The organism is Streptomyces sp. NPDC007205 (assembly GCF_040634095.1).
Classification (GTDB): Bacteria; Actinomycetota; Actinomycetes; order Streptomycetales; family Streptomycetaceae; genus Streptomyces.
In genome coordinates this window covers 23,783-46,904 of the sequence record NZ_JBEYEW010000008.1, presented here as the reverse complement: position 1 = coordinate 46,904, position 23,122 = coordinate 23,783, and the positions used below count along the sequence as shown (strand labels likewise).

The 23,122-nt window shown below is 69.4% G+C and carries 22 protein-coding genes; 6 read left to right on the top strand and 16 right to left on the bottom strand.

The genetic code is table 11. The features are described 5' to 3' along the window. Positions 1 to 2: 2 nt before the first annotated feature. Complete coding sequence (locus ABZ624_RS15905; protein ID WP_360087969.1) at positions 3 to 404, top strand: hypothetical protein; 402 nt, start codon at positions 3 to 5, stop codon at positions 402 to 404. 101 nt (positions 405 to 505) lie between these two features. On the opposite strand, the gene ABZ624_RS15900 is transcribed toward ABZ624_RS15905, so the two are convergent. The 4 genes from ABZ624_RS15900 to coxB all read right to left on the bottom strand — a co-directional run bounded on the left by ABZ624_RS15900 (position 506) and on the right by coxB (position 4,980). Further along, positions 506 to 1,765: an Ig-like domain-containing protein gene (locus ABZ624_RS15900; protein WP_360087966.1), complete on the bottom strand. Its 1,260-nt coding sequence runs from the start codon at positions 1,763 to 1,765 to the stop codon at positions 506 to 508. Positions 1,766 to 1,898: 133 nt separating this feature from the next. After that, positions 1,899 to 2,297: a cytochrome c oxidase subunit 4 gene (locus tag ABZ624_RS15895; protein ID WP_031166647.1), complete on the bottom strand. Its 399-nt coding sequence runs from the start codon at positions 2,295 to 2,297 to the stop codon at positions 1,899 to 1,901. After that, complete coding sequence (gene ctaD, locus ABZ624_RS15890; protein WP_360087964.1) at positions 2,294 to 4,024, bottom strand: cytochrome c oxidase subunit I; 1,731 nt, start codon at positions 4,022 to 4,024, stop codon at positions 2,294 to 2,296. Before ctaD ends, ABZ624_RS15895 begins: the two co-directional genes overlap by 4 nt. Further along, on the bottom strand, positions 4,021 to 4,980 hold the full coding sequence (coxB, locus tag ABZ624_RS15885) for a cytochrome c oxidase subunit II (protein ID WP_360087961.1): 960 nt from the start codon (positions 4,978 to 4,980) through the stop codon (positions 4,021 to 4,023). Before coxB ends, ctaD begins: the two co-directional genes overlap by 4 nt. Before the next feature lie 281 nt (positions 4,981 to 5,261). Here coxB and ABZ624_RS15880 point away from each other — a divergent pair, with 281 nt between their 5' ends. Beyond that, positions 5,262 to 6,638, top strand: a complete 1,377-nt coding sequence (locus ABZ624_RS15880; RefSeq protein ID WP_360087958.1) for an aminotransferase class V-fold PLP-dependent enzyme — start codon at positions 5,262 to 5,264, stop codon at positions 6,636 to 6,638. 35 nt (positions 6,639 to 6,673) lie between these two features. Here the strand turns inward: ABZ624_RS15880 and ABZ624_RS15875 are convergent, their stop codons facing one another. Continuing rightward, positions 6,674 to 7,648 (bottom strand): carbohydrate kinase family protein, encoded by a 975-nt coding sequence (locus ABZ624_RS15875; RefSeq protein WP_360087955.1) that lies wholly within the window; start codon positions 7,646 to 7,648, stop codon positions 6,674 to 6,676. 130 nt (positions 7,649 to 7,778) lie between these two features. Here ABZ624_RS15875 and ABZ624_RS15870 point away from each other — a divergent pair, with 130 nt between their 5' ends. Then, on the top strand, positions 7,779 to 7,988 hold the full coding sequence (locus tag ABZ624_RS15870; protein ID WP_360087952.1) for a hypothetical protein: 210 nt from the start codon (positions 7,779 to 7,781) through the stop codon (positions 7,986 to 7,988). A 114-nt stretch (positions 7,989 to 8,102) separates the two neighbouring features. Further along, positions 8,103 to 9,755 carry a hypothetical protein gene (locus ABZ624_RS15865; protein ID WP_360087949.1) on the top strand — a complete coding sequence of 551 codons (1,653 nt, stop codon included), beginning with the start codon at positions 8,103 to 8,105 and terminating at the stop codon, positions 9,753 to 9,755. A gap of 87 nt (positions 9,756 to 9,842) precedes the next feature. On the opposite strand, the gene ABZ624_RS15860 is transcribed toward ABZ624_RS15865, so the two are convergent. Then, on the bottom strand, positions 9,843 to 10,199 hold the full coding sequence (locus tag ABZ624_RS15860) for an iron-sulfur cluster assembly accessory protein (protein WP_023551351.1): 357 nt from the start codon (positions 10,197 to 10,199) through the stop codon (positions 9,843 to 9,845). A 275-nt stretch (positions 10,200 to 10,474) separates the two neighbouring features. Here ABZ624_RS15860 and nadA point away from each other — a divergent pair, with 275 nt between their 5' ends. Beyond that, positions 10,475 to 11,659, top strand: coding sequence for a quinolinate synthase NadA (gene nadA / locus ABZ624_RS15855; protein ID WP_360087946.1), 1,185 nt, complete (start codon positions 10,475 to 10,477; stop codon positions 11,657 to 11,659). Positions 11,660 to 11,741: 82 nt separating this feature from the next. Here the strand turns inward: nadA and ABZ624_RS15850 are convergent, their stop codons facing one another. Both ABZ624_RS15850 and ABZ624_RS15845 read right to left on the bottom strand, forming a co-directional pair. Next, positions 11,742 to 12,530, bottom strand: coding sequence for an SDR family oxidoreductase (locus tag ABZ624_RS15850; protein ID WP_360087943.1), 789 nt, complete (start codon positions 12,528 to 12,530; stop codon positions 11,742 to 11,744). After that, positions 12,527 to 13,537: a ketoacyl-ACP synthase III gene (locus ABZ624_RS15845; protein ID WP_360087940.1), complete on the bottom strand. Its 1,011-nt coding sequence runs from the start codon at positions 13,535 to 13,537 to the stop codon at positions 12,527 to 12,529. The genes ABZ624_RS15850 and ABZ624_RS15845 overlap by 4 nt, the downstream gene beginning before the upstream one ends. A gap of 169 nt (positions 13,538 to 13,706) precedes the next feature. On the opposite strand from ABZ624_RS15845, the gene ABZ624_RS15840 reads away from it, so the two are divergent. Beyond that, the gene (locus tag ABZ624_RS15840; RefSeq protein ID WP_360087937.1) at positions 13,707 to 14,462 is read left to right on the top strand and encodes an SDR family NAD(P)-dependent oxidoreductase; all 756 of its coding nucleotides are present in this window, start codon (positions 13,707 to 13,709) and stop codon (positions 14,460 to 14,462) included. A 61-nt stretch (positions 14,463 to 14,523) separates the two neighbouring features. Here ABZ624_RS15840 and ABZ624_RS15835 read toward each other — a convergent pair whose 3' ends face one another. The 8 genes from ABZ624_RS15835 to ABZ624_RS15800 all read right to left on the bottom strand — a co-directional run bounded on the left by ABZ624_RS15835 (position 14,524) and on the right by ABZ624_RS15800 (position 23,117). Further along, positions 14,524 to 15,729 carry a cytochrome P450 gene (locus ABZ624_RS15835; protein ID WP_360087934.1) on the bottom strand — a complete coding sequence of 402 codons (1,206 nt, stop codon included), beginning with the start codon at positions 15,727 to 15,729 and terminating at the stop codon, positions 14,524 to 14,526. After that, the gene (locus ABZ624_RS15830; protein WP_360087931.1) at positions 15,726 to 16,967 is read right to left on the bottom strand and encodes a hypothetical protein; all 1,242 of its coding nucleotides are present in this window, start codon (positions 16,965 to 16,967) and stop codon (positions 15,726 to 15,728) included. Before ABZ624_RS15830 ends, ABZ624_RS15835 begins: the two co-directional genes overlap by 4 nt. 219 nt (positions 16,968 to 17,186) lie before the next feature. Further along, positions 17,187 to 17,798 carry a response regulator transcription factor gene (locus ABZ624_RS15825; protein ID WP_360087928.1) on the bottom strand — a complete coding sequence of 204 codons (612 nt, stop codon included), beginning with the start codon at positions 17,796 to 17,798 and terminating at the stop codon, positions 17,187 to 17,189. A gap of 208 nt (positions 17,799 to 18,006) precedes the next feature. Then, positions 18,007 to 18,234 (bottom strand): ferredoxin, encoded by a 228-nt coding sequence (locus ABZ624_RS15820; RefSeq protein ID WP_360088578.1) that lies wholly within the window; start codon positions 18,232 to 18,234, stop codon positions 18,007 to 18,009. Between the two features lie 2 nt (positions 18,235 to 18,236). After that, on the bottom strand, positions 18,237 to 19,601 hold the full coding sequence (locus tag ABZ624_RS15815; RefSeq protein WP_360087925.1) for a cytochrome P450: 1,365 nt from the start codon (positions 19,599 to 19,601) through the stop codon (positions 18,237 to 18,239). Then, positions 19,598 to 20,689, bottom strand: a complete 1,092-nt coding sequence (locus tag ABZ624_RS15810) for a terpene synthase family protein (protein ID WP_360087922.1) — start codon at positions 20,687 to 20,689, stop codon at positions 19,598 to 19,600. Before ABZ624_RS15810 ends, ABZ624_RS15815 begins: the two co-directional genes overlap by 4 nt. 8 nt (positions 20,690 to 20,697) lie before the next feature. After that, complete coding sequence (locus ABZ624_RS15805; protein WP_360087919.1) at positions 20,698 to 21,765, bottom strand: polyprenyl synthetase family protein; 1,068 nt, start codon at positions 21,763 to 21,765, stop codon at positions 20,698 to 20,700. Further along, a complete protein-coding gene (locus tag ABZ624_RS15800) occupies positions 21,762 to 23,117 on the bottom strand; it encodes a cytochrome P450 (protein WP_360087916.1) in 1,356 nt (451 codons plus the stop codon). The genes ABZ624_RS15805 and ABZ624_RS15800 overlap by 4 nt, the downstream gene beginning before the upstream one ends. Positions 23,118 to 23,122: the final 5 nt, after the last annotated feature.

The window sequence follows — 23,122 nt, the reverse complement described above, 5'->3', positions numbered from 1 at the left end:
CAATGCAGCCGACCGCCACGGTGCTGGTCTACAGCGACGACTCCACCACCCGCGAGCAAGTACGGCTGGCCTCCGGCCGCAGGCCGGCTCCTGACGTCCCCCTGGTCGAGTTCGTGGAGTGTGCGACGCCCGAGGCGGTGCTGCGCGAGCTGGGCCACGGGGGCATCGATGTGTGTGTGCTGGACGGCGAGGCCGTGCCGATGGGCGGCATGGGGGTGTGCCGGCAGATCAAGGACGAGGTCTTCAACTGCCCGCCGGTGCTGCTGCTGATGGGGCGGCCGCAGGATGCGTGGCTGGCCACGTGGAGCCGGGCCGATGCGGCGGTCACCTTGCCGGTGGATCCGGTGGAGTTCGCCTCGGCTCTTGCCTCTCTGCTGCGTCAGAAGCGGTTGGTGGGCGCCTAGGGGCTCGGGACGCGGGGTGCGTGCGCGAGTGCGGGCCGGTGGTTCCTCTTCGCGTCCACGCGGCGCCAGCCGCAGGTCAGACGCAGCCCCGCGCCCGTGCATCACAGCGCCGTCGGCCGGAGGCGTACCGTGTCCGCCGGGGTCGGGCCCTCCGGCTGGTCGGTGTTCAGGGCCGAGCCCGTGCGCCACTTCTTCCAGTCGACGTTCCAGTCGCCGAAGCCGTTGCCGAAGGGTTCCATCGGGTCGCCGTTGGAGTTGACGACCCTGACGATGTCGCCCTCGTGGATGTGGTCGAAGAACCACTCGGCGTTGCCGGTGCTCATCCCCGTGCAGCCGTGGCTGACGTTGGCGTAGCCCTGTGAGCCCACGGACCAGGGTGCGGCGTGGACGTACTCGCCCGACCAGGTGACCCGGGTGGCGTAGTAGACCGGCAGGTCGTACGAGTCGGAACTGCCCTCGGCGATGCCGACGGTGACACCGCGCATCCGTACGAAGTACTGCTTTTCCAGGACGACCTTGACGCCGTTGCGGGTCTCGTAGCCGGGCTTGCCGGTGGTGACGGGCACCTGGTTGATCACCTTGCCGTTCTCGTAGAACGTCAGCTGGTGCGCCGAGGCGTCCGTGACGGCCTCGATCCTCTCCCCGATGGTGATCCTCAGCGGCTTGGACCTGCCGCCCCACAGCCGGTCGCTGATCCGGACGCCGTCCAGGTTGCTGTGCACCTGGATGACGGCATGGGTGGGCCAGTACTCCTTGGGGCGGTAGTGGAGCTCCTTGTTGCTCACCCAGTACCAGGAGCCCGGCACGGCCGGCGTGGAGTCCACCCTCAGGGCGCGCTCCACGACGGCCCGCTGCGCCTTGTCCCTGACCTCCTGGTCGAGTTGGGCGGTGATGGGCTGTCCCACGCCGTACTGACCCGCGTCCGGTCCGAAGGTGACGTTCAGACGCTTCTTGCCGCTGGGCTTGCTGGTGTCGAACGTGTAGACCTTGCGGCCCGGCGCGCCGTCGTCGTCCTCGGTGCTCACCGTGACCGTGTAGTGGGCGTTGGCGGCCAGCGGGGAGGTGCTGTGCCAGCGACTGCCGTCGGCGGCGAGTTCGCCCGTCACATAGCGCCCTGTGGAGTCCTGGGCGGTGACGTCGGTGATGCGCCCCTCGTCGTCCACGGTGACCTCGAGGGGCTTGTCCGGGTCGGCCCGCTTGCCCGCGTCGGCGGGGCCGTTGAAGGAGATCAGGTCCGCTGCGTCGTACGGCTTGGCCGACAGGGGGTTGCCGTCCGAACCGCAGGCAATGAAGCCCGCGCCGAGGACGGTCACCAGCAGGGTGCAGCTGACGACGGTGCGGGTCCGCGGAGTGTGGTTCATATGATCACGCTATGAGACGCCGACCCCACTGGCGCGGCAGGTAATCCGTACGAGTCATCGACACTACGGCAGACGCCGGAAGCCCGGACCCTCCTGATGGAGTGTCCGGGCTTCCGGTGTGCGCTCTCGTGTGCTACTGGGTGCGATTCTCACCGTGGTAGTACTCGAACACCCAGCCGAACAGGCCGATCACGATGAACGGGGCCGAGAAGTAGATCAGCCACCAGCCGACCGCGATGCTGAGGAAGGCGATCGCACCGCCGAAGCCCAGCATGAGCGGCTGCCAGCTGTGCGGGCTGAAGAAGCCCAGCTCGCCCGCGTCGTCCGCGACGTCCGCCTCCTTGTCGTCCTGGGCGCCCGCGTCGACCCGCCGGGCGGTGAAGCCCAGGTAGAAGCCGATCATGACGCTCAGGCCGAAGGCCAGGAAGAGTGCGGTGGTACCGGCCGGCTCCTTCGACCACACGCCATACACGATGGCCATGATCAGGATGAAGACGCTCAGCCAGATGAACATCCGACCCTGGATCTTCACTTGCCGGCCTCCTTGCTGCCCGCGATGGCGGTGCCGTGACCGGCGTGCTCGAGCTGCTCGAGCGCGGCGACCTCAGGGTGGTGCAGGTCGAACGCCGGGGATTCGCTGCGGACCCGCGGCAGGGTGACGAAGTTGTGCCGCGGGGGCGGGCAGGACGTCGCCCACTCCAGCGAACGGCCGTAGCCCCACGGGTCGTCGACGTTCACCGGCTTGCCGTACTTGGCCGTCTTCCAGACGTTGTAGAGGAACGGCAGGATCGACAGGCCGAGCAGGAACGAGCTGATCGTCGAGATCGTGTTCAGGGTGGTGAAGCCGTCGGCCGCCAGGTAGTCGGCGTAACGACGCGGCATGCCCTCGGCACCCAGCCAGTGCTGGACCAGGAAGGTGCCGTGGAAGCCGATGAACAGCGTCCAGAAGGTGATCTTGCCGAGCCGCTCGTCCAGCATCTTGCCGGTCATCTTCGGCCACCAGAAGTGGAAGCCGGAGAACATGGCGAAGACGACCGTACCGAAGACCACGTAGTGGAAGTGGGCCACCACGAAGTACGAGTCGGAGACGTGGAAGTCCATCGGCGGCGAGGCCAGGATGACACCGGTCAGACCACCGAACGTGAAGGTGATCAGGAAGCCGAGGGCCCAGAGCATCGGCGTCTCGAAGGACAGCGAGCCCTTCCACATGGTGGCGATCCAGTTGAAGATCTTCACACCGGTCGGGACGGCGATCAGGAACGTCATGAAGGAGAAGAAGGGCAGCAGCACACCACCGGTGACGTACATGTGGTGGGCCCACACCGTCACGGACAGACCGGCGATCGCGATGGTCGCCGCGATCAGGTTCATGTAACCGAAGATCGGCCGGCGGCTGAAGACCGGGATGACCTCACTGATGATGCCGAAGAACGGCAACGCGATGATGTACACCTCGGGATGGCCGAAGAACCAGAACAGGTGCTGCCACAGCAGCGCTCCGCCGTTGGCCGGGTCGAAGACGTGCGCACCGAACTTGCGGTCCGCCTCCAGGGCGAACAGCGCGGCCGCCAGGACCGGGAAGGCCAGCAGGACCAGCACACCGGTCAGCAGCACGTTCCAGGTGAACACCGGCATGCGGAACATGGTCATGCCCGGGGCGCGCATGCAGATGATCGTGGTGATGAAGTTGACCGCACCGAGGATCGTGCCGAAGCCGGAGAAGGCCAGACCCATGATCCACATGTCGGCGCCGATGCCCGGGCTGCGGACCGCGTCCGACAGCGGGGAGTAGGCGAACCAGCCGAAGTCGGCCGCACCCTGCGGGGTGAGGAAGCCGCCCACCGCGATGGTCGAGCCGAACAGGTACAGCCAGTAGGCGAACATGTTCAGCCGCGGGAACGCCACGTCCGGCGCGCCGATCTGCAGCGGCATGATCCAGTTCGTGAAGCCGGCGAACAGCGGCGTCGCGAACATCAGCAGCATGATCGTGCCGTGCATCGTGAACGCCTGGTTGAACTGCTCGTTCGTCATGATCTGCAGGCCCGGCCTGGCCAGCTCGGCGCGCATCAGCAGCGCCATCACGCCGCCGATCAGGAAGAACGCGAACGACGTGACCAGATAGAGCGTGCCGATCGTCTTGTGGTCGGTGGTCGTCAGCCACTTAACCACGAGATTGCCGGGCTGCTTGCGCCTGACCGGCAGCTCGTCGGCATAGCCTTCAGCTGCCGCGGCACCCTGGGGTTCGTTGAGGATGCTCACAGGTTGTTCGTCTCCCGGTTCTTCTCGTGGCTCGTCTGCGCGATGCCGGCGGGAATGTAACCGGTCTGCCCCTTCTTGGCGAGGTCCTTGAGGTGCTGCTCGTATGCCGCCGGGGAGACGACCTTCACGTTGAACAGCATCCGGGAGTGGTCGACGCCGCAGAGCTCAGCACACTTGCCGAGGAAGGTGCCCTCGTGGTTGGGGGTCACCTGGAAGGCATTGGTGTGGCCCGGGATGACGTCCTGCTTCATCAGGAACGGCACCACCCAGAAGGAGTGGATGACGTCACGAGAGGTCAGGACGAAGCGGACCGTCTTGCCCTTGGGCAGCCAGAGCGTCGGACCGGGGTTGTTCGTCTCCGGGTTCCGCGTGCCCGGGGTACCGACGTCGTAGACACCGCCGGCGTTCGCCGGGAAGTCCTTCTTGAACCGGTCCGGAATGGCGTCCAGGTTCTTGTCGGTCTTGGCGTCGCCGGAGACACCCGGGACGTTCTCGACGTAGTTGAAGCCCCAGCTCCACTGGAAGCCGACCACGTTGACCGTGACATCGGGCTTCTTGGAGAGGTCCAGGAGCTTGGACTCGTCCCGGGCCGTGAAGTAGAAGAGCACCGAGATGATGATGATCGGGACCACCGTGTACAGGGCCTCGATCGGCATGTTGTACCGGGTCTGCGGAGGTACCTCGACCTTGGTGCGGCTGCGCCGGTGGAACATGGCGCTCCACAGGATCAGGCCCCACACCAGCACGCCGACGGCGAGCGCGGCAGCCCAGGAGCCCTGCCACAGGGAGAGGATCCGCGGAGCCTCTTCCGTGGTCGGGGTGGGCATGCCAAGGCGGGGGAAGTCCTTGTATGTGCAACCGGTTGCGGTCGCCAGGACCAGGCCCGCGGTCAGTGCCTGCAGCAGCTTCCGCCGCATCGGGCGCCGCGGCGAGCGGTCGGAGCCGTTGGGACTCACGTAGCGCCTTCCCGAGAGTCTCGCCCGCGCGGTCGGCTGCGGCCTTCTCGCTGGTCGGTCGCCGCCCTGCGTCGGGCAGGGGTTTGGATGTTTATGCGGACCAAACCCTAGCCCACCCTCTCCGAGGGTTCGCGGGGAGGGGTGCCTACTGACTCGGGTGGTTCGCTTGATTGGCGGCTGCGGGGCCATCATGGCTGGTCGCGCCCCGCGACGGAGCCGCAATCGATACGGTCCGGCGCCCCTTCGGGGCACTGCCCCGACCGGCGGTCTAGCGTTGCCGTATGGCCTACTTTGACGCTGCTTCCGCCACTCCCCTCCATCCCGTGGCCCGTCAGGCCTTGTTGGCCTCTCTGGATGAGGGATGGGCGGATCCGGCCCGGCTCTACCGGGAGGGACGCAGGGCGCGGATGCTGCTGGACGCCTCGCGGGAGGCGGCTGCGGAGGCCGTCGGCTGCCGGGCCGACGAGGTGGTGTTCACCTCCTCCGGGACCCGAGCCGTACATACGGGTGTCGCGGGGGCGTTGGCCGGGCGGCGGCGGGTCGGGCGCCACCTGATCGTGTCGTCCGTCGAACACTCCTCCGTCCTCCATTCGGCGGAGGTGTTCGAGGCGGACGGGGGGACGGTGACCCAGGTGGCGGTGGACCGGGCCGGAGTCGTGGACCCGTCGGCCTACGCGGCCGCCCTGCGGGAGGACACCGCGCTGGCGTGTCTGCAGTCGGCCAACCACGAAGTCGGCACCGTGCAGCCGGTCGCCGAGGTGGCCGAGGTGTGCCGGGCCGCCGGGGTGCCGCTGCTGGTGGACGCGGCGCAGTCGCTGGGCTGGGGGCCCGTCCCAGGTGCCTGGTCGCTGCTGACGGCCAGCGCGCACAAGTGGGGCGGGCCGTCCGGGGTCGGGCTCCTCGTCGTGCGCAAGGGGGTGCGGTTCGCCGCCCAAGGCCCCCATGACGAACGGGAGTCGGGGCGGGCACCCGGGTTCGAGAACCTCCCGGCGATCGTGGCGGCCGTGGCCTCCCTGCGGGCGGTACGGGCGGAGGCGGCCCAGGAGGCGGTACGGCTGCGGGAGCTGACGGAGCGGATCCGGGCACGGGTGCCGGAGGCCGTACCGGATGTGGAGGTCGTCGGCGACGCCGAGCGGCGGCTGCCGGGAATCGTCACCTTCTCCTGCCTCTACGCCGACGGCGAGGCGCTGCTGCACGAGCTGGACCGGGAGGGCTTCTCGGTCTCCTCCGGTTCGTCCTGCACGAGCAGCACCCTGACGCCCAGCCATGTGCTGAAGGCGATGGGGGTGCTGAGCGAGGGGAACGTACGGGTGTCCCTGCCGGTGGGGGCGGCCGAGGAGGACGTGGAGCGGTTCCTGACGGTGCTGCCGGGGGCGGTGGCGGGGGTCCGGGAGAAACTGGGCGCACCGGCACCCGAGACGGCCGTGCAGGCCGAGGAACTGGTTGTCGACTCCCTCGGCAAGCGCTGTCCGATCCCGGTCATCGAGCTGGCCAAGGTGTTCGCACAGGTGCCGGTCGGGGGGACCGTACGGGTCCTCTCCGACGACGAGGCGGCCCGCCTGGACATCCCGGCGTGGTGCGAGATGCGGGGGCAGGAGTACGTCGGAGAGGAACCGGCACAGGGGGGTACGGCGTATGTCGTGCGCAGGGTGAGCTGAGCGTCCCGAAGGGGCGCGGGTGGCCGGACCGGGCCTCAGCCGAGGTGAGCCTGGACCTCCGCCGCGGCCTCGTCCCCGTACGCCTTGGTGAAGCGCTCCATGAAGTGCCCGCGGAGCAGCCGGTACTCCTGCGTGCCCACCGTCTCGATGACGAGAGTCGCCAGCATGCAGCCGACCTGCGCCGCCCGCTCCAGCGAGACACCCCAGGCCAGCCCCGACAGGAACCCCGCGCGGAAGGCGTCGCCGACACCCGTGGGATCGGCCTTGCGCTCCTCCTCCGGGCAGCCGACCTCGATCGGGTCCTCGCCGACCCGCTCGATGCGCACGCCCCGCGAGCCGAGCGTGGTGACGCGGTGGCCGACCTTGGCCAGGATCTCGGCGTCGTTCCAGCCCGTCTTGGACTCGATGAGGCCCTTCTCGTACTCGTTGGAGAACAGGTACGTCGCGCCGTCCAGCAGTATCCGGATCTCCTCGCCCGCCATCCGGGCGATCTGCTGGGAGAAGTCGGCGGCGAAGGGGATCGCGCGGGAGCGGCACTCCTCGGTGTGGCGGAGCATCGCCTCCGGGTCGTCGGCGCCGATGAGGACCAGGTCGAGGCCGCCCACGCGGTCGGCGACGGTCTTCAGCTCGATGAGGCGGGCCTCGCTCATCGCACCGGTGTAGAAGGAGCCGATCTGGTTGTGGTCGGCGTCGGTGGTGCACACGAAGCGGGCGGTGTGCAGGGTCTCGGAGATCCGGACCGAGTCGGTGTCCACGCCGTGCCGGTCGAGCCAGGCCCGGTACTCGTCGAAGTCGAAGCCGGCGGCCCCGACCAGGATCGGCTCGGTGCCGAGCTGGCCCATCCCGAAGGCGATGTTCGCGGCGACACCGCCGCGGCGCACGTCGAGGTTGTCGACCAGGAAGGAGAGCGAAACCGTGTGCAGCTGGTCCGCGACGAACTGGTCGGCGAACCGGCCGGGGAAGGTCATGAGGTGGTCGGTGGCGATGGAGCCGGTGACTGCGATGCGCACGACGGGGATTCTCCTGCGGGAGGCTGGATTGACAGTTCACGCTACCCGGTCGGCCGCCGGGGCTGCAGCAGGCGAAACTACCCGATAGTAGATCTTTCTTCACGGCGCGGAGCAGGCCTACGGTGCCGTCATGACGAACCTCAAGTTCCGCTCCGCCGCCCCGGCCGACCTCGAGGGCGACCTCGCAGCGCTGCGCGGTGACTGCGCCCGGATGGCTCCGCACTGGACGGTTCCCGAGCACGCCGAGTCCCGGCCGGTGCCGCCGTCCCTGATCCATGGGGTGAAGGTGCCGGCCCGGTCCGCGCGGCTGCTGGACGCGATGTCGGACTACGGCGACTGACGCGCGGGCGCATTCCGCAGGCGCATTCCGGAGGGAACCGCACGCTCCCCTCGCGCGTCCCATCGCCGTCCCCCAGGCGGGGGATGCGGGATACGACCAGCGAGGAGCGATGCGGTGAACACCGAGCGACCCGAGAACCGCGAGCAACCCGAGGGCTCCGAGCGGGCCGAGAGCGTCGAGGACGCCGGGAGCCAGGAGGGCGCTGAGGGGCCCGAGGACTCGGGGAAGCCCGAACCGGCGATCACGGCCGCGGACGACGCGGACGACGTTGTCGGCGTTGTCGGCGTTGTCGGCGTTGTCGGCGTTGTCGGCGTTGGTACTGACGGCGCTGGTGGCGCTGGTGGCCCGGAGAGCGACGGCACGGACGGCGGGCGTGCCGGGCGGCGGCGGTCACGGATCGCCGTCGTCTCCGTCGCCGCCGCCGTGCTGCTGGTCGGCGGCGGCGGCGCCTATCTCGCGTCAGGCAGTGACACCGGAGGCCGTACGGCCGGCGACGGTGCCCCTCCCCCGCCGCTCGCCCTGGACGGCCGGAGCGGCACGGCCGGTATCGCGCCGGGCGAGCCGAACCCGTACGGGGCGACGTACGTGGCCCGGGGTGAGCTGCCGGCCGGTCCCGGCTCCGCGCCGGTGTACGTGCCGAAGGACGAGGTCGGCACGGACGCGGTGGCCCGGCTGGCCAAGGCGCTCGGCGTCGACGGCGCTCCGGTGGCCGAGGGCCGGATCTGGCGGGTCGGCGGCAAGGACGGCTCCGGGCCGAGCCTGACGGTGAACCGGGACGCGCCGGGCAGCTGGAGCTACAGCCGGTATGCGCCGGGCACCGACGACTGCAGGAAGGGCCCGCTCTGCGCGCACGATCCGATGGGTCCCGCCGGCGCCCCGGTGAGCGTGGCGAAGGCGGCCGAGACCGCCGCGCCGGTGCTGAAGGCGGCCGGTCTGGACGACGCGAAGATCGACGCGAGCCAGGTCATGGGCGCCCAGCGGGTGGTCAACGCCGATCCGGTGGTCGGCGGGCTGCCCACGTACGGCTGGACGACCGGCCTGACCGTGGACCGGCAGGGCGAGCTGGTCGGCGGCCACGGGCTGCTCGGGGCTCCGGTGAAGGGCGACACGTACCCCGTGCTGAGCGCCGCGAAGACGCTGAAGCTGATGGACGCGGCTCCGAAGGGCGGCCACCGGATGGGGATCGGCGGCTGTACCCGCCCGATGCCGCTGAAGGACCGGCTGGAGCAGCCCTGCGGGGCGTCCACGGGGGCGCCGAAGCAGGGAGCGGATGCGGGCACCGGCACGGTCACGGTGGACAAGGCGGTCTTCGGGCTGGCCTCGCACTCCGTCGCCGGGCGGCAGACGCTGGTGCCGTCCTGGCTGTTCGAGGTGCGGGGGCCGGCGGGCCAGGGCGTGTCCACGGTTTCGTATCCGGCGGTCGATCCGCGGTATCTGGCGTCCACGGCCGCCCCGTCGGCGCCGGCGCCGTCCCGGGCGCCCCGGAACGTCAGGGTGACCGGCTATACGGCCGAGGGCCGGGCACTGACCGTGAGTTTCTACGGCGGGGTGTGCGCGGACTACAAGGCGTCGGCACGCGAGAGCGGCAAGCAGGTGACCGTGACCGTCACCGAGCGGCCGTGGCCGGACAAGGTGTGCGTGCTGATCGCCAAGGAGTACGTGAAGACCGTGCGGCTGGCTGCGCCGCTGGACGGGCGGACGGTGGTCGGTGACGACGGCGGCCGTGTTCCGCAGGGCAAGCCGGGCGGGCTGCGGGGAGGGGAGTGACGGTCGTCGGACGGGTCAGGACGAAGGCGGCGGCCCCCTCGCAGGGGGCCGCCGCCTTTCTCATGCCGTCAGGCCGGATCCGTCGGCTCAGCTGAAGGAGTCGCCGCAGGCGCAGGAGCCGGTCGCGTTCGGGTTGTCGATCGTGAAGCCCTGCTTCTCGATCGTGTCCACGAAGTCGACGGTGGCGCCGCCCAGGTACGGAGCGCTCATGCGGTCCGTGACGACCTTGACCCCGCCGAAGTCCTTCTCGACGTCACCGTCGAGCGAGCGCTCGTCGAAGAAGAGCTGGTAGCGCAGGCCGGAGCAGCCGCCGGGCTGGACGGCGACACGCAGCGCGAGGTCGTCACGGCCTTCCTGGTCGAGCAGGGCCTTGACCTTGGCCGCGGCGGCGTCGGTCAGGATGATGCCGTCGGTGACGGTGGTGGTCTCGTCCGATACGGACATCTACATCTCTCCCGGGTTGTACGGAGACTGCTTGCCGACGAGTGCAACCGGCGCTTCCGCGGATTCATTCCGGGCCGGGCAGTCGCGTTGTCGCTTTTTTCCTTCTGTCTTCATGCTCGCACATGCCCCTGGGCGCCGGCAGCGGCCTGTGGAGGGACGGGGCGGGTAGCCGAACAGGATTCACGTCACATCGACGCTATGGCCATCGTCAAACTGACGTGAACCAGTTATGATAGATAGCGTCAGTTAGACGAAAAGTAGAAAGGGTGCGTGTGGTGACCACCGCCCAGACCCCGGAGCTCGACGTGCAGCCGACTCCGCTCGCCCTGCTGCTGCTCGGCCGTGAGGCCGACCCGAAGAGCGAGCGGGGCGTCGAGTGCCCCGGTGACCTGCCGTCGCCGTCCGACCCCGACCTGGTCGAGCGCGCCCGCGCGGCCAAGGAGAAGCTCGGCGACAAGGTCTTCGTGCTCGGCCACCACTACCAGCGCGACGAGGTCATCCAGTTCGCCGACGTGACGGGTGACTCCTTCAAGCTGGCCCGGGACGCGGCCGCGCGCCCGGAGGCCGAGTACATCGTCTTCTGCGGTGTGCACTTCATGGCCGAGTCGGCGGACATCCTCACCTCCGACGACCAGAAGGTCGTCCTGCCCGACCTCGCCGCCGGCTGCTCCATGGCCGACATGGCGACGGCCGAGCAGGTGGCGGAGTGCTGGGACGTGCTGACGGAGGCCGGGATCGCCGAGCAGGTGGTCCCCGTGTCGTACATGAACTCCTCCGCGGACATCAAGGCGTTCACCGGCAAGCACGGCGGCACCATCTGCACCTCCTCGAACGCCAAGCGGGCGCTGGACTGGGCCTTCGAGCAGGGCGAGAAGGTGCTGTTCCTGCCGGACCAGCACCTGGGCCGCAACACCGCCGTCCGGGACATGGGCATGTCCCTGGACGACTGCGTGGTCTACAACCCGCACAAGCCGAACGGCGGCCTGACGGCGGACGAGCTGCGCGCGGCGAAGATGATCCTGTGGCGGGGCCACTGCTCGGTCCACGGCCGCTTCAGCCTCGACTCGGTGAACGACGTCCGCGAGCGCATCCCCGGCGTGAACGTCCTCGTCCACCCCGAGTGCAAGCACGAGGTCGTGGCCGCGGCGGACTACGTCGGCTCGACCGAGTACATCATCAAGGCCCTTGAGGCGGCCCCGGCCGGCTCCAAGTGGGCCATCGGCACCGAGCTGAACCTGGTGCGCCGCCTGGCGAACCGTTTCGCGCCCGAGGGCAAGGAGATCGTCTTCCTCGACAAGACGGTCTGCTTCTGCTCCACCATGAACCGCATCGACCTCCCCCACCTGGTCTGGGCCCTGGAGTCCCTGGCCGAGGGCAACCTGGTCAACCGGATCGAGGTCGACCAGGAGACGGAGGCGTTCGCCAAGCTGGCGCTCGAGCGGATGCTGGCGCTGCCGTAACCGCCTGCGCTGCCGTAACCCCCTGCGCTCCAGACTCCTCGGCGATCGGGCCGGCCCGTCCGGCCGGCCCGGTCGCCGGAGCTCAGCCCGGGTGCCCGCAGAACGGGGCCGTGATGCTCAGGCCGCCGTCGACCACCAGGTTCTGGCCCGTGATGTACTCGGCGGCGGGCGACAGCAGGAAGTCGACGGCGTCGGCGACCTCCTGGGGGGAGCCGGGGCGGCCCTTGGGGATGTGCGGGACGATGTCGTCGGCGGTCAGGCCCGTGGCCCTGAGGTAGTGGCCCAGGGAGTCCGTCGTGATCATCCCGCCGGTCACCACGTTGACGTTGACGCCCTGGGGTGCCAGCTCGGCCGCGAAGTAGCGGGCCCAGGCCTCCAGGGCTGCCTTCTGCGCGCCGATGGCCGCGTATCCGGGGATGGCGCGCCCGGCGGCCAGCGACGAGACGGCCACGATCCGTCCCCCGCGGTCCATGAGCCGGACCGCATGCTGCGCGGCGACCACGAAGGACTGGGAGTTCATGGCGTGGCTGCGCGCGAGGTGGCGCAGTTCCACCTGCTCGACGGTCTTCGCGGGGCCCGCCGCCGCGTTGGCGACGAGGTGGTCGAGCCTGCCGTACCGTTCCTCCACGTAGGCGAACAGCTCCGCGATCTGCTCGGGCTCCTCCACGTCGGCCCGGCAGAGGCTGCCGTGTCCTCCCGCCTTCTCCACCTCCCGCAGGGCGCTGCGCGCGGCCTCGTCGTCCTGCTTGTAGTTGATCACCACATGGCCGCCGCGGCGGGCGAGCGTGCCGGCCACGGCCCGCCCGATGCCCCGCGAGGCGCCCGTGACGAGGGTGACCTCATCCTGACCCGAGCGTCCCGGCCGGCTCACGCGGCGTCCCTGCGCCCGGCGCCGAAGTCCTCCGGCCCGCACCAGCGCAGCACCGTGCCGCCGTAGCTCATCCCCGAGCCGAAGGACACCAGCAGGACCTCGTCGCCGGGGCGCAGCCGGCCCGACTCGACGGCTTCCCACAGGGCCAGGATCACACTGGACCCGCTGGTGTTGCCGAGCCGGTCCGCCACGATGACGGCCTTGCTCTCCGGCTGGCCGAGTTCGCGGATCAGCCGGCGCAGCAGCGTCGGGTTGGCCTGGTGGGAGATGATCAGGTCGACGTCGTCCAGCGTGGTCCCGGCCGCCTTGACGACCTGTTCGGCGAAGTCCGGGATGACGTCCAGCGCGAAGCCGCGCACTCCTGCGCCGTCCATACGCATGTAGTTGGGGCCGCTGAAGCGGTTGGGCAGGCCCTCGGGCGGATCCTGACGCTCCGTGAAAGCCGTGTAGTACAGCTCCGGTTTGGTGCGCATGAGCGTGGGCCCGACGCCCTGCCCGTCCCGGCACGCTTCCAGCAGGTAACAGCCCGCGCCGTCGCCGAAGATGGCGTGCCCGGTGCGGTCCTCCGGGTCCAGGCACTGGGCGACGGTGTCGGCGATGACGACGGCGACCCGGCTGTACTCCCCGGAGCGGATGTACTTCACGCCGACGTCGAGCGCGAAGACGCCCCCCGCACAGCCGCCGGCGTTCACGTCGAACCCTCTGATGTCGAAGAGGCCCGCCTTGCGCAGCACGGCCGCGGCCATCGCCGGCAGCATGTGGTCCGGGGTGCCGGTGCAGCAGATGACGAGATCGATGGTCTCCGGGGCGATGTTCGCGCGGGCGCAGGCGTCCTGGAGCGCCTCGACCGCGAGGTCGGAGGTCAGCTGACCGGGCCGGGCCACCCGGCGCGCGGTGATGCCCAGCTTGGTCCGAATCCATTCGTCACTGGTGTCGAAACGGGCGACGACTTCCTCGTTCGATATCTCGAGGTCGGGCACAAAACGCCCTACCGACCGAATCCCCACGGATACCGGAGCTGTGTTCCACACCGTCCGCACACCCCTTTCCAGAAAGACTTGCCTTGTATTGCCCGGTCACTCACGATTGAATAATCCTGCCGCGTTTTCGGCTCCGTGTTTTCGGCTCCGTGTTTTCGGCTCCGTGTTTTCGGCTCCGTTTCCAGGAAAGGTCCTCATGTCTCGTGCCGTTGCTCTCATCACCGGCGGAACCTCGGGTTTGGGTCTCGCGACCGCGCAGCGGCTGCGGGAGGACGGAATGCGGCTCGTGCTGCTCGGCCGCTCACGGGAGCGGGGTGAGGAGGCGGTAGCGCTGCTGGGTGGCGAGGCGGTGTTCGTGCCCGGCGACGTCGTTGTCGAGGGCGATGTGGAGCGCGCCGTCGAGGCCGCCGTGGACCAGGGGGCGCTGCGGACCGTGGTGAACTGCGCGGGCCGCGCGCACGCGGCGCGGGTGGTGAGCCGCTCCGGTCCGCACTCCCTGAAGGACTTCATGGAGGTGATCGAGGCCAACCTCCTCGGCACCTTCAACGTCGTCCGCCTGGCCGCCGACGCGATGGCGGCCAACGAGCCGGTCTCCGGGGAACGCGGAGTCATCGTCAACACCGCCTCCATCGCCGCGTTCGACGGCCAGACCGGGCAGGCCGCCTACGCCGCCTCCAAGGCCGGGGTGGCCGGGATGACCCTGCCGCTGGCCCGGGATCTCGGGCCGTTGCTGATCCGGGTGGTCACCGTGGCCCCGGGACTGTTCGACACCCCGGCGGCCGATGTCCTGCCCGCCGACAAGAAGGCCGAGCTGGCCGGGCTGGTACCTCATCCGCGCAGGTGGGGAGGGGCGGAGGAGTTCGCGGAGCTGGTGCTCCACATCCTCCGCAACCCCATGATCAACGGCGAGACGATCCGGCTCGACGGCGGCCTGCGACTGCCGGCCCGCTGAGCGGGTGGGCCTTTCGCACGGCGCGCGGGGCGGGCATCGGTTGGCCCCGCGCGCCATGCCGCTACCACGCGACCGGCAGTTCCTGGCAGCCGTAGACGATGGCTCCGTCCCGCATCCGCACCTGGTCCGCCGGGACCGTCAGACGCAGCCCGGGCAGCCGGTCGAGCAGCACCTGGAAGCCGATCCGCAGCTCGGCGCGCGCCAGTTGCTGGGCCACGCACTGGTGCACGCCGAAACCGAAGGCCAGGTTGCCGGAGGGCACGCGCGTGAGGTCGAAGCGGTCCGGCTCCGTGAACCGCTCGGGGTCCCGGTTGGCGGCGGGCAGCGACACGGTGACGGTCTGCCCGGCGCGCACGGTCCGCCCGCCCAGCTCCACGTCCTCGGCAGCGCCGCGCGAGATGCCGAACTGGATGACGGTCAGATAGCGCAGGAGTTCCTCGATGGCGCTGTTCATCAGGCCTGCGTCGGCGCGCAGGGCGGCGAGCTGTTCCGGGTGGGTCAGCAGCGTGTAGGTACCCAGCGAGAACATGTTCGCGGTGGTCTCGTGGCCCGCGGTGAAAAGCTGGAACGCCACACTGGCGAGTTCCACCTCGGAGAGTTCCGCCGACTGCACGAGCCCGCTCAGCAGATCGTCGCCGGGCTCTTTCTGCTTGAGCGCCACCACATTCGCGAGGAATTCGAAGATAATGCGGTAGCAGTCCTTCACCTCTTCGGCGGAGGAGTCAATGCGCAGCATTTTCTCGGAGACTGGCTGGATGTCCTGCCAGTCGGCGTACTGAATTCCAAGCAGATCGCAGATGACCCGGGACGGCAGCGGCATGGCGAACCCGCTGACGAGGTCCGCGGTGTCCGCGCCGTCCGCCTGCATCCGGTCGATCAGCTCGTGCGCGACCGCGGCGATCTTCGGTTCCATCTCCCGCATCCGGCGGGTGCTCAGCTCGCCGGTCAGCAGCCGCCGGTACTTGGTGTGCTCCGGCGGGTCCATGCCGACGAACATGCCGGGCACGTCCTCCTCCGGCGGCTGGCCATCGCCCAGGACGTCGTGCACCGCGGAGTGCCGGAGGCGCGGGTTGGAGCTGAACCGGGAGTCGGACAGCACCTGCCGGGCCAGCTGGTGACTGGTGACGATCCAGCCCTCGTGGCCGTCGGCGTAGGTGAGCGGGGCCACCGGGCAGCGCCCGCGCATCTCGGACAGCTCCGGCGGGGGATCCAGCGGATGGGCTCGTGCCGTGGGGATACGGGGTGGCGTGGTTTCCTGCCGGGTCATGCGCGCTCCTGGTTTGTGGTGCGGGCGCGGAGCAGTTCCGCGGTGCGTTCCGCGAGCGCCGTGCGCTCCGCTGTGGAGAGCAGGCCCTCGGGCGAGGTGATCTCGATGCTGAGCCGGCCGCCGTACGAGGTGACGACGAACAGCAGCAGGCCGTGCATGGTGGTCGTGGTGTAGCCGCGGAAGTCCGTGACGCGCAGACCACGTGGCGCGGTGAATTCTGGGATGGGGCCGAGGTTCGTGACGACCAGGTCGACGGAGACGGGTTCGGCGGCGGCGAACTGGCCGGCCTGGAGGATGGCGTGCTCGGCCTCGCCGTCGTCGATGGCCTTGTCGAGCCGCTCCTTGATGACCCGGCCGACCTCGGTCGGGTCGGCGCCGCGCGGGACGGGGACGGCCGTCTCGACGCCGCTGACGAAGTTGGTGGACTCCTCGACGGTCACCGGTGGTTCCGTCCGGTTGCGCAGGTCCACCGGGCAGCCGCAGACCAGGTCCAGGGCCTCCGTGCCGGGCCGGCCGTCGCGGACGGCCACGGTCGCGGCGCCCGCCACGAAGCCGTGCACCGAGAAGGAGTCGGCGCGCAGCGCGTCCCGCAGCAGGGCGGTGTCCTCGGTGTCGAGCCGCAGCCGCTGGGGCACCACTCGCAGCGGCTCGGGGGAGGGCGCGGCGGCCAGGGCCGCGCGCAGCGCGTCCCGGTCCACGGCGCTCTCCAGGACACCGGCCGTGTGACGGTCCCTCAGCAGGGTCTCGGCGGACAGCTGGGCGGGGGCCGCGGGGGTGGCGTAGGGCGGTGTCCTGCCCTCGGTGAGCGCGGTGTAGTTGCGGCACAGCTTCTCGAGCAGGGTGACACCGCCGCGCCCGTCGATCATGCTGTGGTGCAGGACGAGGATGATGCGCGCGCTGTGCTCGGAGCGCACGACGACGAGCCGGCACAATTCCTGGGTGGAGTCCAGGGGGCGTGCCATCTCGGCCAGGTAGACGGCCTCCTCGTCCTCGGGTGTGCCGTCGGTCTCCCGCAGGGTGATGTCGGGCAGCCGGCCGGGCGGAATCCCGAAGAAATAGCCGTGCTCGTCCCGTCCGAGGTTTCCGGTCAGCAGCGGAACCGCGTGGCACAGTGCCGTGAATGCCTGGATGAGCCGGTCCGGGTCCAGGGCGCCGACGGCGGCTATCGAATAAGAACCGGACCAGTCGACAAACGCGTGATAAGCCTCGCTGGGATCCAGATACCGCAGCCGTGACATCAAGCACTCATTCCCATCGGATCCGTCCAGCAAAATGCCGTGTACCAGCGTCCCGAATCGATTCGGCAAGAATTCTCACGGAACGCGTGACCTCAGTATTTCCGGACGTCACCCGCGGTGTCTTCGGCCCAAGAACCAGGTCCACGAGCCCGTCTCCGGGCCGGGCTCGCCGAGCTGGGTCCTGGACCATCGACCAGGCTGCGTACCCCTGGGAAGGGGTCAGGCGCCCCGGGCTCCGATGGAGTGGCCGTGGGGCGTGGTGAAGGAGCCCATGGCGGCGATGAGCTGGGCTCTCGTGCTGACACCGGACTTGGCGAGCACGTTGGAGACATGGAACTTGACGGTCTTCTCGGTGACGCACAGGGCCGTCGCGATGGCCCTGTTGGACAGCCCCTGGCACAGCAGGCTGAGGACGCCGTTCTCGCGCTCGGTGAGCAGGTCCCGGAAGCGGTGGTCCACCCCCGGCGGCGTACACCCTGCTCGGACGGCCTGGAGCAGACAGGTGGTGAGTTCGGGGGAGGCGAAGCCGCCGTCGTCCACCACCGCGTGGACGGCGTGGACGACGTCGTCGTTGGCCGCGTCCCGGTGGACGACTCCCCGTACATTGCCTCTGACCAGGTCGGCCAGTCGCTCGGGGGCCATCGCCTCGATGCCGTAGACCACGGTGGCCGGAGGGTTGGGGACGGCCCGGTCCAGCTCCTGGACCAGTTCGGTCAGCCCCGCCTCCAACAGGACGACATCGGGACGACATTCAGCGACCCGATTCACCGCCTCTCGCTCGTCCGCGGCTTCCGCGACCACGGAAATACGCGGATCCCGGGTGAGCAGCATTTTCAATCCGAATCGTGCGTGTGGATGACTGTCGCAGACCATGACATCGACCGAATTACGTATGGAATCGAACCGAGTCCTACCTGTGAGACTGACCGGCAATGGGTTCCCCCTACCTCGATACCGTCAGCTCAGGCTAATCGAACACCGGTGCCCACCACAAGAGTTCAGCCATCCTGACCGCATCACATCGCAGCTGTGAGCGCTTTCATTCACCCTTCTCCTTGCGCCCGTCCATTACCACGTCCGTCACAGAAATCGCCTCGCATGGACAGTTGTCGGACGCGATCTTGACCGAATGTTCTCTGCCGGGTGGCGCAAAACGCTCCAAGAGGATCACGCGGCCGTCCGTGTCTCGCTGGTCGAAGACCTCGGGCGCGCTCAGCGCGCACATGCCCGAGCCGCAGCAGCGCTCCTGGTCGACGGTGACGCGCACGGTCACGGGCAAGGCACCGGCTCCCGGCGCCGGACCGGCGAAACCGTCATAGGCATGTGGTTGGGGTTGACCGTGGCCCACGGCATCTCCTTGACCTTGACTCCGTCGGCGAGCGTCAGCTGCCAGCGGCGGACGATCGTGCCCAGCACCACGTGCATCATCGCCCAGGCGAACTGCTCGCCGATGCAGTGCCGGGGACCCGCCCCGAACGGTGTGTACGCGCCCTTGGGGAGACTCGCGACCGGCTGGTCCAGCCAGCGGTCCGGGTCGAAGCGCAGCGGGTCGGGGAACAGATCCGGATCGCGGTGCACGGCGTACGGGCTGTAGAACAGCTCGGTGCCGGCCTTCACATGGCCGCCGCCCAGCGGGAAGTCCCGTACGGCACGCCGGGAGATGACGAGGATCGGCTGCCGCACCCGCATCAGCTCCTGCAGCACCCGCCGGTTGTACGGCAGGTTGCCGACGTCGGCCATCTCGAAGTCCCGCTCGCCGACGACCTCCAGGACCTCCGCGCGCACCCGCTCCTCGATCTCGGGGTGCCGGGCCAGCTCGTAGAAGAGCCAGGCCATGGCGGTGGCGGCGGTCTCCGAGCCGGCCATGGTGACCGAGACGATCTGGTTGCACAGCTCCTCGTCGGACATCGCGCGGCCGGTCTCCGGGTCGCGGGCCGCCAGGAGCATGGACAGCATGCCCGCCTGGCCGGGTTCGGCGGCGCCCCGCCGGTAGGCCAGCATGACGCGGCTGATCGCGTCGCGGAGCTGGGCGAAGGCCGCGTCGAAGCGGCGGTTCATGGGCAGCGGCAGCTTCTCCAGCAGGTCGCCCGGCGACACCGTCCGCCACATGATGGCCTCGAGCACGGTGGGCAGGATGGCCGCCAGTTCCTCGTGTGCCGCCCGGTCCACGACCGAGCCGAACATGGTGCGGGCCAGGATGTTGAACGTGATGTCCCGCATGGCCTTGTCCACCGGGATCTCGGCGCCGTCCTGCCAGTGCGCGGTCTTCTCCTCGGTGACCTCGCGCATCACCTGGACGTACCGGGTGATCTCGTCACGGTGGAACGAGGGCTTGATCATGGCCTGCTGGCGGCGGTGCTCGTCGCCGTAGGCGTGGATCACGCCGTTGCCGGTGAGCGGCCGGACCTTGTCGTAGAACCGGCCCTTGTCGAGCAGGTCCTTGCGGTCCGTGAGCAGGGTGTGGATCAGCGGCGGCGAGGTCACGAACAGCGAGGGCATCGGGCCCAGGTCCACGCGGACCAGGTCGCCGTGGGTGCGCAGCGAGGTCAGGAAGCGCAGCGGGCTGCGCATCAGCGCCACCGCGTGGCCGATTCCGGGCACCCGGCCGGGGGCGGTCGTGTACGAGGCGCTCACGCGTGCGCCTCCGAGGCCGGAGCGGCCAGCCGGCAGTAGGCGCGGTCGCTGTAGACGGTGCGGTTCAGGTGCAGGGTGAGCATCCCGGAGCGCACGCCGTTCCAGCGGTGCCCCGGCCCGTTGTAACGGGACGTCAGGTACGACCACTGGAGGTTGCCGGCCATCATGTGCCACAGCGCGTCCAGATAGGCGCGGATGTCCTCGCGCCGGCCCAGTTCGCTCGCCTCGATGGCCGCCCTGGCCTTCATGAACTCGGCCCGCTTGCCGTCGATGAGGGCGAACAGGCGGTCCACGCCCTCCTGGAGACCGAGTCCCTCGCTCAGCCGCAGCACCGAGAGTGCGTTGACGTAGTCGTCCATCATCGCCTCGGCCCGGAAGGAGAACATGTCGTTCGTCAGCATGATGTGCACGAGCGCGATGTCGATGATCTCGCGCAGTTCCGCATGACGCCCAAGGTCCTCGGTCAGGTCGATGCCGAGCCCGTACTCGCCGAGCACGAAGTACATGCCCATGCCGACGCTGTCCTTGCGGACCTGTATGTAGGTGTCGTAGTCGAAGACGCGGTCCTCTGCGCGGGAGGTGATCTCGTGGACGCACCCGGCGAGGAAGCGCCGGACCTCCGCGAGGAAACGGTCCCACACGGCGGGCGGCATGTCCGCGCGCATCTCCTTCCACAGGCCCTGGAGCACCGAGCCCCACATCTCGGTGCCGTCGGCCTGCTCATCGAGGATGCCCGCCAGCAGGACGAACAGCTCCTGGGCCGCGGCGGGATCCTTGCCGATCTTGTCCCGGTCGACCATCGCGTTGTCGAACACCGAGAGGTACTCGGTGTACTTGCACAGGTGGCGCAGCCGGTCCTCGCGGGCGGTGGGCAGCACCAGACAGGTCCACAGGGAGGCGGTCTCCTCCAGGAGGAGGTCCATCTCCCGGGGATCGTCCATGGCGAAGCCCATGGTGTCGCGGACCCAGGCGTCCGACTCCCGCCGGATGTCGTCCGTCCGCGGGTGGCTGCAAGCGGGCAGCAGATAGGGGAACTCGGGGAGATAGATCTCCGTGCCGTCCGAGAACGGCTTCGGGATGGTGGACATCCGGTCATTCACCTTTCACGATGCACGCAGGCTGCCGCCAGCGACTCCAGCTCGGCCAGCGCGGGAGGCTGGATACCGGCGCCGCGCAGGGCCTGGACCGCGCCGGTGTGCCGCTCGCCGATCATCCGCTCGATGACGGTGGGCGCCCCGGTCGCGCGGACCACGTCCCGCAGTTCGGCGAGGTCGTCGAGGCCGAGCCGCTCGGATCCGTAGAGCAGGTCCAGCCGGGCGTGCTGCACGGGGTCCGCCATCTTCCGGGCGACCGCGATGAGCGCGGTCGGCTTGCCCTTCCGGGCGTCGTCCAGCGGCTCCTTGCCGGTCAGCTCGGGCGCGCCGAACAGGCCGATCACGTCGTCGCGCAGTTGGAAGGCCTCGCCCAGCAGCAGCCCGAAGGTGTCGTACGCCGCGAGCAGCGCCTCGTCAGCGCCGGCCAGGGCGCCGCCGATCTGCAGGGGGTAACGGATGGTGTAGCTCGCCGTCTTGTGCCGGACGATCTTCAGCGCGTCGGCGAGCCGGCCGCCCCGCGCCTCGCCGACGAGGTCGAGGAACTCCCCGTACAGCGCCGAGGTGCGCAGCCGGGCGAACAGCCGCCGGGCCCGCTCGCCCCGGACCACCAGAGGGCTGTCGTTGAACATCTCCTCCGACCAGACCAGGCAGGCGTCCCCGGCGAGCAATGCGCCGTGGTGCCCGAACGCCTGGCTCTCGCCCTGCCAGTCCTGTTCGGCGTGCCACTTGCCGAGGGACAGGTGGACGGTGGGCCGGCCGCGCCGCAGATCGCTGTCGTCGATGATGTCGTCGTGGATCAGCGCCGCGGCGTGGAACAGCTCCAGCGCGGCGGCCACCGCGATGAGGTCGGGGTCGTCCGCGGATCCGCCGGCGCCGCGCCACCCCCAGTAGCAGAACAGGGGGCGGACCCGCTTGCCCCCGTTCAGGATGAAGTCCCGCAGGACCACCAGCAGCTGGTGGGCCGCCGGGTCGGTCTCGTCGGCGATCCGCCGCTGGAGGAACACCTCGAGGCTCCGGTCGACCCGCGCCGTGACCGTCGCGCTCTCCGTCAGCGCGTCGGTGATGGTCACTTGTCGCGCCTGACGACCTTCATGGGCAGCTCCCCGGGAACGAGGGCACCCATGGCGATCGGCTTCACCGGCTCGCCGGTGACGGGCTGCACGGACCAGCGCTGCAGCAGGGTCGCGAGGACGGTCTGGGTCTCGAACCAGGAGAAGGACTCGCCGATGCAGTTGCGGACACCCGCGCCGAACGGCATGAACGCGCTGCGCGGCACCCCCTGGGCCCGCTCGGGCAGCCAGCGGTCGGGGTCGAACGCCTCCGGGTTGTCGTACACCTTCGGATCGTGGTGGACGGCGTAGATGGAGTACAGGACCTCGGTGCCGGCCGGGATGAGGTGACCGCCGAGTTCGGTGTCCTTCACGCACTTGCGGCCCAGCGCCCACACCGGCGGGTACAGCCGCAGCGCTTCCTGGATGACGCGCCGGGTGTAGTCCAGGGCGCGCAGGTCGCCTGCCTCGACCGGGCGGTCGCCGACGACCTCGTCGACCTCCTCCTGCATCCGGCGCTGCACCTCGGGGTGGCGGCCGAGCAGCATGCAGGTCCAGCTCATGGCGCTCGGCGTGGTCTCGGACCCCGCCGTCAGGAGCGTCATGAACTCGTCCTGGATCTGTTTGTCGGTCATCGACTTGTTGCCCTCGTCACGCGCGGTGAAGAGGAGGTTCATCAGGTCGTCCGGCCGCTCGCCGGTGCCCTTGACCCGGTAGTCGGCGATGATGCGCCGGCCCATCGAGTAGAGCCGGCCGATCGCGCTGTGGAACTCCCGGCTGGACTTGTTGGGAATGCGGTCGAGCAGGGCGGGCGGAATGGCCGCACGCTTCTCCACACCGGAAATCACGATCGGCATGGACTTGAAGACCTCGGCCACGTCCTGTTCCACCATGTCGGTGGAGAACAGCGCCTTGATGACGATGCGTACGGCGAGTTCGTAGAACATGCTGTACATGCCGACGCGCTGGCCGTCCCGCCAGGTGTCGAACACGTCGGTCGCCGACTCGCGCATCACGTCGACATACGTGGCGATCTTCTCGTGGTGGAAGGCCGGCTGCATGAGCAGGCGCTGCCTGCGATGGAAATCACCCTCGGACAGCAGGATTCCGTTGCCGAGCAGCGGGCGCGCCTGATCGAACTGCATTCCCTTTTCGAAGGACTTGGCCTTGCGGACGAGAATGTCGTACAGCATGTCGTGGTCGCTGACCACATAGGCCTGCTTGGTGCCGAGCCAGATGCGTACCAGGCCGCCCTGCTCGCTGACGCTCTGGAAGAACCGGAGCGGGTTGCGGAACATCTGCACGGCGTGGCCCGCGAGCGGAATGCGCCCCGGCATCGGAGGAACTGACGGTGCGGCGGTCGCGAGAGCCATGGTTC